This window comes from Pseudomonas sp. 18175 (assembly GCF_050432925.1).
In the GTDB taxonomy this organism is placed as follows: Bacteria; Pseudomonadota; Gammaproteobacteria; order Pseudomonadales; family Pseudomonadaceae; genus Aquipseudomonas.
The window spans coordinates 22,381-33,360 of record NZ_JBKFTO010000017.1 but is presented as its reverse complement, the minus strand read 5'-3'; the positions used below and the strand labels follow the sequence as shown (position 1 = coordinate 33,360).

Below are 10,980 nucleotides of genomic sequence, written 5' to 3'. Positions count from 1 at the left end.
GTTTTCAAGCCATTGAATTGACGTCAAAAAGCCAGTGATGGCTATACGCTAATAAATCAACTGTACAAGAATTATTCTCGCTACAATCGCCCGCTTTGCCACCTGGCACGGGCTTTTCAGGCCCGTCAGTCTCGAGAAGTCCCATGCTCATCGGTAGCTATTCTCCCTCTCTGGTCGTGATCTCCCTGTTCGTTGCGATCCTTGCTTCCTATACGGCGCTGGACCTCTCGGGCCGCATCGCGACGGCCAAGGGTCGCACGGTGTATTTGTGGATTGCCGGTGGGGCCATTGCCATGGGCATCGGCGTCTGGTCGATGCATTTCATCGGCATGCTGGCGCTGCGTCTGCCGTTTGCCTTGGGTTTTGACTTCGCTATCACGGCGCTGTCGTTGTTGATTGCCGTATTGTCCAGCGGCTTTGCGTTATGGCTGATCAGCCAGCCGCAGTTACCCGCCTGGCAGTTGGCATTTGGCGCACTGGTGATGGGGGCGGGTATTGCCGCCATGCATTACACCGGCATGGCCGCGATGCGCATGACACCGGGTATCGACTATGACCCGACGCTATTCGGCGCCTCGCTGCTGATAGCGGTTGCCGCATCGGGGGCCGCGCTGTGGATCGCCTACAATCTGCGGCGTAAAACGCCGTACGTGCGCCTGCTGCGCGGCGGGGCCGCGGTGGTGATGGGGTTTGCCATCGTAGGCATGCATTACACCGGCATGGCGGCAGCACGTTTTGCCGACGAGAGTTTCTGTGGTGCCGCCCTGAACGGTCTGAGCGGCAAAGGCCTGGATAACCTGGTGCTGGTCACCACACTGGCGGTACTGGGCTTTGCGCTGCTCACCTCGCTGCTCGATGCCCGACTGGAGGCGCGCACCGCCGTGCTGGCCGACTCCCTCAGCCAAGCCAACCAGGAACTGACCCACCTGGCCCTGCACGACATGCTCACCGGCCTGCCCAATCGCACCTTACTGGCCGACCGTATCCAGCAATCGATGCAATCGGTCAAGGAGCACGGTGGCTGCTTTGCCCTGATGTTTATCGACTTGGACGGCTTCAAGCCGGTCAACGATGCCTTCGGCCATCACATGGGCGACCAACTGCTGCGCGAAGTAGGCCTGCGCCTGCGTGAAGACCTGCGCAGCCAGGACACCCTTGCCCGCATCGGCGGCGATGAGTTTGTGTTATTGGTGCAACTGAACCAGCCCGACGATGCCCTGCGCTTGGCCGAACGCCAGGTCGGCCTGATCAACCGCGTCTTCAAGGTCGCCGAGCATGAGCTGAATATTTCCGCCAGTGTCGGTATCGCGATGTTTCCTGGTAACGGTGGCAACCCTCAGGAACTGCTGATGAACGCCGACGCCGCGATGTACCACGCCAAGGGCATGGGCAAGAACGGCTACAGTTTCTTTGACGTGTCGATGAACACCAACGCGCGCAAGCAATTGCAGTTATTGCAGGACCTGCGCAATGCCATCGAACACCAGCAATTTCGCCTGTACTACCAGCCTAAGTTCGATGCAGTCAGTGGTATCCCGGTGGGCGCCGAAGCCTTGCTGCGCTGGGAGCATCCCCAACAGGGCCTGTTGCTGCCCGCGACATTTATCGAGTTGGCGGAAAAGACTGGCCTGATCATTCCCATCGGTGATTGGGTGTTGAATGAAGCCTGCCGCCAAATGAGCCTGTGGTATGCCCAGGGTTACGAAGACTGGCGCATTGCCGTGAACTTGTCGGCGTTGCAGTTCTGTCACGCCGGGCTGGTCAAGAGCGTGGCCACCGCCCTGGAGCGCCACCGCTTACCAGCCAACAGCCTGACCCTGGAAATCACCGAGACCACCGCCATGAGCGACGCCGATGCGAGCATGACGGTGTTGCAGCAACTCTCGGAAATGGGCGTGGACCTGTCCATCGATGACTTCGGCACCGGCTATTCCAGCCTGATGTACCTCAAGCGCCTGCCGGCCAACGAACTCAAGATCGACCGCGGCTTTGTACGCGACCTGGAGCACGACAGTGACGACGCCGCCATCGTCTCGGCCATTGTCGCCCTCGGCCAGGCGTTGGGTTTGCGCATCGTGGCCGAAGGCGTGGAGACCGACGTACAGCAGAACTTCCTCACCCGTCTGGGCTGCAACTCCCTGCAAGGCTATCTGCTGGGCCATCCGTTGCCGGCCGACACGTTCATGGCTGATATCCAGCGCGCCGAAGACGCCGTGACGCCTGACAAAAGCCGTGCGTGACGGTTATTCTTGGGTGCAGCCATAAACATCAGGTTGAATCAGGAGACCGCACGCATGGACAAAGTCGTCATCATCACCGGTGGCAGCCGTGGGATTGGCGCCGAGACGGCATTGCTGGCCGCACGCCAGGGCTATCGCATCTGCATCAACTACCAGTCCGACGATGAGGCCGCCCACCGCGTACTTGAACAGGTCCGCGCCTTGGGCGCCCAGGCCATTGCCGTGCGCGCGGACGTGAGCATCGAAGATGAAGTGATCGGCCTGTTCAACCGGGTTGACGCCGAACTGGGCCGTGTCACGGCGCTGGTCAACAATGCCGGCACCGTGGGGCACAAGTCGCGGGTGGACGAAATGTCCGAGTTCCGCATCCTCAAGATCATGAAGACCAACGTGCTGGGGCCGATCCTGTGCGCCAAGCATGCGGTGCTGCGCATGTCGCCCAAGCATGGCGGGCAGGGTGGCAGCATTGTCAACGTGTCGTCGGTGGCGGCGCGCTTGGGTTCGCCGGGTGAGTACGTCGACTATGCGGCGTCCAAAGGTGCCCTGGATACGTTTACGTTGGGCCTCTCCAAAGAAGTGGCGGGCGAGGGCATTCGTGTAAATGCGGTGCGGCCTGGCTATATCTTCACCGACTTCCATGCCCTGAGTGGCGACCCGGATCGGGTCAGCAAGCTGGAATCGGGCATCCCCATGGCCCGTGGCGGGCGGCCGGATGAGGTGGCGGAGGCGATTATCTGGTTGTTGTCGGATAAGGCCTCGTATNTCCTATGGCTGGAGTTACCGGAGCAAACCGACTCATTGAAGTTGTTCCAGATGGCCCTGGCCCAGGGCATCAGCATTGCGCCGGGGCCGATTTTTTCGGCGACCCAGCGCTTCAGGAACTGTATTCGCTTGAACTATGGCAGCCCTTGGACCGAGGCGTCGGAGAAGGCGATGGAGACGTTGGGGCGGATTGTGCGGTCGTTCTAAGCGTGGGGTGCCTGTTCTGGCCCCTTCGCGAGCAAGCCCGCTCCCACACTTGGAATGCATTCCAAGTGTGGGAGCGGGCTTGCTCGCGAAGGGGCCAGAACAGGCACCCCACGCTTAGAACGACCGCACAATCCGCCCCAACGTCTCCATCGCCTTCTCCGACGCCTCGGTCCAAGGGCTGCCATAGTTCAAGCGAATACAGTTCCTGAAGCGCTGGGTCGCCGAAAAAATCGGCCCCGGCGCAATGCTGATGCCCTGGGCCAGGGCCATCTGGAACAACTTCAATGAGTCGGTTTGCTCCGGTAACTCCAGCCATAGGAAATACCCACCGGCTGGTTGGCTGACCCGGGTTTGGGCCGGGAAGTAGCGGGCAATCGCCGCCAGCATCGCGCTTTGCTGTTCTTCCAGGGCATAGCGCAATTTGCGCAAGTGCCGGTCGTAGCCGCCATGTTGCAGGTAATCGGCAATCGCCGCCTGGGCCGGCATCGACGGGCACAGCGAGGTCATCAGCTTCAAGCGCTCGACTTTTTGCGCAAAACGCCCGGCCGCCACCCAGCCAACGCGATAGCCGGGGGCCAGGCTTTTTGCAAATGAACCGCAATGCATCACCAGGCCTTCGGTGTCGAAGGCCTTGGCCGGTTTGGGGGCGTGCTGGCCGTAGTACAACTCGGCGTATACGTCATCTTCGATCAGCGGCACCTGGTGCGTGCGCAGCAGTTCCACCAGCGCCTGTTTCTTTGCTTCCGGCACGGTGGCGCCCATGGGGTTCTGGAAGCTGGTCATGGTCCAGCAGGCCTTGATCGGGTAGCGCTCCAGGGTTTGCGCAAGGGCGGCCAGGTCGATGCCATCGCGCGGGTGCACGGGAATTTCCACCGCCTTGAGTTTCAGGCGTTCCAGCACTTGGAGGCAGGCGTAGAACGCCGGGGCTTCGATGGCCACCAGGTCGCCCGGCTCGGTGACGGCTTGCAGGCACAGGTTCAGCGCTTCGAGCGCGCCGTTGGTGATCAGCAGTTCTTCCATGGGCAACATCAGCCCGCCGACCATGTAGCGCAGGGCGATTTGCCGGCGCAGTTGCGGGTTGCCCGGCGACATGTCGGTGACCACCAGGCGTGGGTCCATCGCGCGGCCGGCGCTGGCCAGGGAGCGCGCCAGGCGCGGCAGCGGGAACAGCATGGGGCTGGGGAATGCCGAGCCGAAGGGCACGGTGTTGGGGTCTTTGATGGAGTCGAGCACCGAGAACACCAACTCGCTCACATCGACTTCGGTGGACTCGTGCACCTGCTCGCTCACCACCGGCTCGGAAAACGGGCTGGGTGCGTGGGTGTTGACGAAGTACCCGGAACGCGGCCGCGCACGGATCAGGCCACGGCGCTCCAGCAGGTAATACGCCTGGAACACCGTGGACGGGCTGACGCCGTAGGTCTGGCTGGCATACCGCACTGACGGCACGCGCTGGCCAGGGCCGAGGACGCCGGAGCGGATGAGTTCTGCGATGTCTTCGGCGAATTTTTCGTAGCGTTTCATGGGGGCCTTGAACAAATTTTCAGGATGTACGTAGAGCAAAATGTGGGAGCGGGCTTGTGTGGGAGCGGGCTTGCTCGCGAAAGCGGTGTATCAGTCTACTGATTCACCACTGACCCACCGCATTCGCGAGCAAGCCCGCTCCCACAGTGGATCTTCGGTGTTCTTGACACTGCAATTCTCAGCGATTGAGCGGCGCCACAAAACGACTATCCGCCGCGCTATACACCCACGGCTCATCCACATCCGTCACCTTGAAGCGCAACGTCTGCGAGCTGCTCGCCGGCTTGTCCGCCAGCAGCGCCACCGACACCGGCACATCGCTGATTTCCCCCGGCGCCAAACTGAGTTCGGTCTTGCCTTGCAACTGGAAGCCCTCGGCGTCCACCAGTTCCAGGCGGTAGTCCTGGCGCTGCTGGGTTTTGTTGATGACTTTCAGGCTGTAGATGTTCTCGATCAAGCCCTGGGCGTTCTCGCGGAATAGGCCCCGGTCCTTGGTCACATCCAGGGACACCATCGGCCGTTGCACCAACGCCACCACCAAGGCCGCAATCATCACCAGCAGCACGGCACTGTAGCCGATCAGGCGCGGCCGTAGCAGGTGGGTCTTGCCGCCTTGCAGTTGATGCTCGCTGGTATAGCTCACCAGGCCACGGGCATAGCCCATCTTGTCCATGATCGAGTCACAGGCGTCGATGCACGCCGCGCAGCCGATGCATTCCATTTGCAGGCCATCGCGGATGTCGATGCCGGTGGGGCACACCTGCACGCACAGCTGGCAGTCGATGCAATCGCCCAGGCCAACGTCGGCGGGCTTGACCTCGCGTTTGCGCGGGCCACGCTGCTCGCCACGCGCCGCATCGTAGGAAATGGTCAGGGTGTCTTTGTCGAACATCACGCTCTGGAACCGCGCATACGGGCACATATGCATGCACACCGCTTCGCGCAGCCAACCGGCGTTGAGGTAGGTGGCGGCGGTGAAAAACACGACCCAGAACAGGCTCACGCCGCCCGTTTGCCAAGTGAGCAGTTCGCCAACCAGCGGGCGGATCGGGGTGAAGTAACCGACAAACGTCAGCCCGGTGAGCACGCTGATACCCAGCCACAAGGTGTGCTTGGCTGAGCGCCGCGCCAGTTTGTTCAGGTTCCAGGGCGCAGCGTGCAGTTTGATGCGCTGGTTGCGTTCGCCCTCGGTGACTTTTTCGCACCACATGAATAACCACGTGAACGAGCTTTGCGGGCAGGTGTAACCGCACCACACGCGGCCGGCGAATACGGTGATCGCAAATAGCCCGAACGCACAGATGATCAACAGTGCCGACAGCAGGATGAAATCCTGGGGCCAGAAGGTAGCGCCGAAAATGTGGAATTTGCTTTCGGCCAGATCCCACAACACGGCCTGGCGCCCGCCCCAGTTCAGCCATACGGTGCCGAAAAAGGCCAGGAACAAAAAGCCTGCACCGGCCACGCGCAAGGTGCGGAACAGGCCGGTGAAACTGCGGGTATGGATCAGGTTGTCGCTGGATTTGGCCTTCACCTTCTTTGGGTGTATGGGCTCAAAAATTTCCACGGTTGGGATTCGTTCGCTCATGGTCGTTCGCTCATCAGCCTCCATCAGGCCGATGAACTATGCGCGGAGGGCTGTTTGCATAACAGACTCAGGCATGACGATAAAAAGCGGATCAGATGCCTGTGTAAGCACCTGCTGCGACAATGTGCTGCACCCTATGGCGCTTGGGGTGCAGCCTAAAGTGGAAGGCGCTGATACAGATCAACTAAATCAACGAACCAGGTTCCTCGGCCTTCACATGGTTACGCCCATCCGTGGCCCCTTCGACGGTGAGCGCGTCGGCCTCGGCCTCGGTGATGTAGATGCGCTGGCCTGCCAATTCCACGAAGGACATGGCTTTGTCATTGTCGGTCAGTACGTTGACCCGCGTAGCGGGCAGACTTTGCTCCTGCCCATCCTCATCGAGCTTGAAGTAGCACAGGTGGTTTTCGATACGTACGGTCATGCCGATCTCCTTTTCACGGGCTGTGAACGTTAGGGCCTGGCACGCGGCGCCAGTTCCAGGCAACTGACTGGCGGTCGGCGCTGTCCATCCTTTACCAACAATTACAAAGGACAGCACCCATGGATGCCTGGTGGCACGAAGTGTGGCAAACCCTGCAAGCCGAATTCGCCGACGTGGGCGATGCCCGGCAACTGACCCAGATCACCGTGCGCCTGCTGATCGCCGCCGTGCTCGGGGGCATCCTGGGGTTTGAGCGCGAGAGCAAGGGCAAGGCGGCCGGCGTGCGTACCCACATGCTGGTGGCGTTGGGCGCGGCGTTGTTCGTGATGGTGCCGCAGATGTCCGGCAACCAGGCCGATGCCATGAGCCGGGTAGTGCAGGGGGTGATAGCGGGGATTGGCTTTCTGGGCGCCGGTACCATCATCAAGGGTAAGGACGATGAAGAGGGCCACGTAAAAGGCCTGACCACCGCCGCCGGCCTGTGGATGACCGCTGCGATTGGGGTCTCGGCCGGGTTGGGCCGCGAATCGACAGCGGTGCTGAGTACTTTGTTGGCGTTGGCGGTGTTCAGCGTGATGCCGAAAATGGTCAAGCTCTTCGAACAGCCGCGTTGACGCCAGGTCACGTCACAAGGTCAGTTTCCTTGAGTCGCCCCTCTATCCTGGCCACAAACGCAGGCTGGCCTTTGTTGCCGGAAATTACCAATACGCTCGCATTGTGGTCGGGTGAATAGTTGAGCTGTATTTCGCCGCTGGCTCCCGATAGCTGGTTCACCCATTGCAATGCCTTATTGAGTTGCTTGCTGATGCCTGAAACGTCCAGCTTGTCGCGGCCATGTACGAAATTCTTGATTTCGCTGGGTGCGTCTAGCGTCGACTCGCTGGTGTGGTTGTAGCGAAAGATCGCCGGGCTCGGTACGTTTTGCGATTCATCCCGGCGCCTGTCCCAGTCATCGGGATGCAGGTACTTCAACGGCTCGTTCGCATTTTTTGCCAGGGTGGCGATGTCGTAGAGGCACGTGGCCCGTTGCGCCACGACGTTCAAGTGCTGCTGGATGTCGGTCAGGTAATGATGTTTTTGATCAATCGAAGCGCGAATTAAATTGAAGCGGCTGCTGGCGGGGGCTGATGACAGGCGGTATTTCAGATTGAACAGTTCGGCCTCAACGTATTTGCGATACGCATCGACCTGCTCCTCCTCGTGAGGGGTGAGCACAGCATCGAGTGCCTCTTGGTTCAGGTGGGTGGTGATTTCGGTGAGGGTTTTTGAGCAAGCCTGTGCATTGGGATGGGATAAAAGGGCGTTGATTTTATCGGCAGTCAATACGTGCGTGAGCGTGTTGCGCAGGTCCGTAGAGGTTTGGGCGCTTGGATCGCGGATCAGGGCAGCGATGCTGTCTTTACCCACTCGGCTTGCCAGGCTGTCGAGGTCTTGCTCCAGCAGGGCAAAATCCGGCGCAGGCTCCGGCAGCTTGGCTTTTCTTGGCGGGTCCGCTTGAGGCCGCAACAGGGCATTCAGAGCCTCCGGGGATATGGCCTCGAGGGAGGGGGTGACGTTCGGCGTGGCGCCGTTCAGGCTGGTGTGCAAAGCGGGCGAGCGGTGCTGTGTGGTGGGGATGGTCGACATGACGCTTCCTCTTAAGCTGTTTAGGCGGAGGACGTGTATCAACGTCCTGAAATTGACACTTGCGCGGGTCAATATCAGCACTATTGGCGGCGGCATGGCTTGCGAGCATCCCCTCTATTTCTGTAGGAAACATCCATTATCGCGCAAGGGTTTGGGGCGAGGATCCTGCGATCACCGGCGGCATCGTACTCGGAGGTTCCTGCACAGGGGGTGGTTCGTTCTCAGGCGGTTCTTGCTCCGGAACGGGCGGTGGTTCAACGGGCGGTAGCGTTGGGTCGTCGATATTCGGGTCGGGCGTTTCAGCCGGGATCGGGATATTCATCGGTGTGGCCTCCTTTGTGCTTTGCTCTATCGGTGGACAGCTGCCAGGGCGAATTGATTCCCCGCCCAATGGCGGCACATCCACCTGAACTTTTAACGCGGGCTCGGGCTCGGACCTATGACGGCCTGCTCAGGGAGAGCGCGGCCGTATCAGAATTCGGATCAAGCAAAGAGCGTCCACAGGGCGTAAGGGGAAGATGCTCGATGACTGCTGAAACACTGACCCAAGATCAATCCTTGTTACCGCTATCCCAGGCCTTGTTGCTGCCCAGGATCGCTATCGAAAGCACCATGCCCGTGATCGACGGCGGCGAATTTGCCGTCAAGGCCGTGATTGGCCAGCGGGTGAATGTGACCAGCAAAGTGTTTGCCGACGGCCATGACAAGCTTGCGGTGCTGATCCGCTGGCGCGCCTTGCACGATGAAAGCTGGCACAGCGTGGTGATGAGCGATGTGGGCAATAATGGCTGGGAGGGCGCGTTTACCGTCGCCGCCCTTGGCCCCCACGAATACTGCATCGAAGCCTGGATCGATACCTTCGCCAGCTTCTGCTACGAACTGCGCAAGAAGCACGAGGCCGGGGTGCCGGTCAGCCTGGAGTTGCAGGAAGGCCGCAGCCTGGTGCTGCAAGCCGCCGAGCGCAGTGACAACGAACTGCGCGACCGCCTGATGTTGCTGCACCACGAACTCTCCGGCCTGCTGGAAACCGAGCAAGTCGCGCTGTTCTTGCACGAAGACAGTGCACACCTGATGACCCAGGCCGACCACCGTGCCTACCTGAGCATCAGCACCGTTTACCCGATTGATGTTGAACGCGAAGCGGCGCTGTTTGCCAGTTGGTATGAGCTGTTTCCCCGCTCGATCACCGACGACCCGGCGCGCCACGGGACCTTCAACGACGTGCATGCGCGCTTGCCGATGATCCATGACATGGGCTTTGACGTGCTGTACTTCCCGCCGATCCACCCCATCGGCCGCAGCCACCGCAAAGGCCCTAACAATTCCCTGACCGCCGGGCCCGATGATCCGGGCAGCCCGTATGCCATCGGCAGCGAAGACGGCGGCCACGAGGCGATCCACCCGCAGTTGGGCAGTCGCGATGACTTCCGCCGCCTGGTGCAGGCCGCCGCCGACCACGGCCTGGAAATCGCCCTCGACTTCGCCATCCAATGCTCCCAGGACCACCCGTGGCTCAAGCAGCATCCAGGCTGGTTCAACTGGCGCCCGGACGGCACGATCAAATACGCGGAAAACCCGCCGAAAAAATACCAGGACATCGTCAACGTCGACTTCTATGCAGCCGACGCCATCCCCAGCCTGTGGACCGAACTGCGGGATATCGTGGTGGGTTGGGTGGAAGAGGGGGTGAAGACCTTTCGTGTCGACAATCCCCACACCAAGCCGTTGCCGTTCTGGCAATGGTTGATCAGCGACGTGCGTTCCAAACACCCCGAGGTGATCTTCCTGGCCGAAGCCTTTACCACACCCGCGATGATGGCGCGGTTGGGCAAGGTTGGGTATTCACAGAGCTACACCTATTTCACCTGGCGCAATACCAAGGCCGAGTTGAGTGAATACTTCACCCAGCTCAACGAATCGCCGTTGCGCGAGTGCTTCCGCCCGAACTTCTTCGTCAATACGCCAGATATCAACCCGGCTTTCTTGCACGAATCCGGGCGCCCCGGTTTTTTGATCCGCGCCGCACTGGCCACCATGGGCTCGGGCCTTTGGGGCATGTATTCGGGGTACGAGTTGTGCGAGGCCGCGCCGGTGCCGGGCAAGGAGGAGTACCTGGATTCAGAGAAGTACCAAATCCGCGTCCGCGACTTCACCGCGCCAGGCAACATCATCGCCGAGATCGCCCAGCTCAACCGCATCCGCCGGCAAAACCCGGCATTGCAGAGCCACCTCGGTTTGAAGCTCTACAACGTGTGGAACGACAACATCCTGTACTTCGGCAAGCGCAGTGAGGATGGCAGCAACTTTATTCTCGTTGCGGTGAGCCTTGACCCTTACAACGCCCAGGAAGCCAATTTTGAACTGCCGCTGTGGGAATTGGGCCTGCCGGACGATGCCCAGACCCAGGGTGAAGACCTGATGAATGGCCATCGCTGGACCTGGTATGGCAAGACCCAGTGGATGCGGCTGGAGCCCCATACCCCGTTTGGGATTTGGCGCATTACCACCTCTTAAGTCCTTGTGGAGATCAAAAATGTGGGAGCGGGCTTGCTCGCGAATGCGGCGTGTCAGCCAGCGAATTCATTGACTGATTCACCGCATTCGCGAGC

The 10,980-nt window shown here is 60.5% G+C and carries 8 protein-coding genes and 2 pseudogenes; 5 read left to right on the top strand and 5 right to left on the bottom strand.

Annotated elements, in window-relative coordinates; all coding sequences use genetic code 11:
- The first annotated feature begins 143 nt into the window (after nt 1–143).
- From ACLD1Y_RS21715 to ACLD1Y_RS21705, 3 genes and pseudogenes are all read left to right on the top strand, one after another.
- Entirely contained in the window at nt 144–2,240 is a 2,097-nt protein-coding gene (locus ACLD1Y_RS21715; protein WP_429479862.1) for a putative bifunctional diguanylate cyclase/phosphodiesterase, read from the top strand.
- Between the two features lie 54 nt (nt 2,241–2,294).
- Nucleotides 2,295–3,002, top strand: a pseudogene (locus ACLD1Y_RS21710) (SDR family oxidoreductase); the annotation flags it as partial.
- Nucleotides 3,000–3,209 (top strand): annotated as a pseudogene (locus ACLD1Y_RS21705) (PLP-dependent aminotransferase family protein); the annotation flags it as partial. The pseudogenes ACLD1Y_RS21710 and ACLD1Y_RS21705, both read left to right, overlap by 3 nt.
- 114 nt (nt 3,210–3,323) lie before the next feature.
- Here the strand turns inward: ACLD1Y_RS21705 and mapR are convergent.
- The 3 genes from mapR to ACLD1Y_RS21690 form a co-directional block, all read right to left on the bottom strand.
- Nucleotides 3,324–4,733: a GntR family transcriptional regulator MpaR gene (mapR, locus tag ACLD1Y_RS21700; RefSeq protein ID WP_429479861.1), complete on the bottom strand. Its 1,410-nt coding sequence runs from the start codon at nt 4,731–4,733 to the stop codon at nt 3,324–3,326.
- 178 nt (nt 4,734–4,911) lie between these two features.
- The gene (gene ccoG / locus ACLD1Y_RS21695; protein WP_429479860.1) at nt 4,912–6,321 is read right to left on the bottom strand and encodes a cytochrome c oxidase accessory protein CcoG; all 1,410 of its coding nucleotides are present in this window, start codon (nt 6,319–6,321) and stop codon (nt 4,912–4,914) included.
- A 184-nt stretch (nt 6,322–6,505) separates the two neighbouring features.
- Nucleotides 6,506–6,745: a DUF3203 family protein gene (locus ACLD1Y_RS21690; RefSeq protein WP_429479859.1), complete on the bottom strand. Its 240-nt coding sequence runs from the start codon at nt 6,743–6,745 to the stop codon at nt 6,506–6,508.
- Nucleotides 6,746–6,864: 119 nt separating this feature from the next.
- On the opposite strand from ACLD1Y_RS21690, the gene ACLD1Y_RS21685 reads away from it, so the two are divergent.
- Nucleotides 6,865–7,359, top strand: a complete 495-nt coding sequence (locus tag ACLD1Y_RS21685; protein ID WP_429479858.1) for an MgtC/SapB family protein — start codon at nt 6,865–6,867, stop codon at nt 7,357–7,359.
- Nucleotides 7,360–7,366: 7 nt separating this feature from the next.
- On the opposite strand, the gene ACLD1Y_RS21680 is transcribed toward ACLD1Y_RS21685, so the two are convergent.
- A complete protein-coding gene (locus ACLD1Y_RS21680) occupies nt 7,367–8,371 on the bottom strand; it encodes a M10 family metallopeptidase C-terminal domain-containing protein (RefSeq protein WP_429479857.1) in 1,005 nt (334 codons plus the stop codon).
- Between the two features lie 136 nt (nt 8,372–8,507).
- Nucleotides 8,508–8,693, bottom strand: coding sequence for a hypothetical protein (locus ACLD1Y_RS21675; protein ID WP_429479856.1), 186 nt, complete (start codon nt 8,691–8,693; stop codon nt 8,508–8,510).
- Between the two features lie 203 nt (nt 8,694–8,896).
- Here ACLD1Y_RS21675 and ACLD1Y_RS21670 point away from each other — a divergent pair, with 203 nt between their 5' ends.
- Entirely contained in the window at nt 8,897–10,885 is a 1,989-nt protein-coding gene (locus ACLD1Y_RS21670; protein ID WP_429479855.1) for an alpha-1,4-glucan--maltose-1-phosphate maltosyltransferase, read from the top strand.
- Nucleotides 10,886–10,980 lie beyond the last annotated feature (95 nt).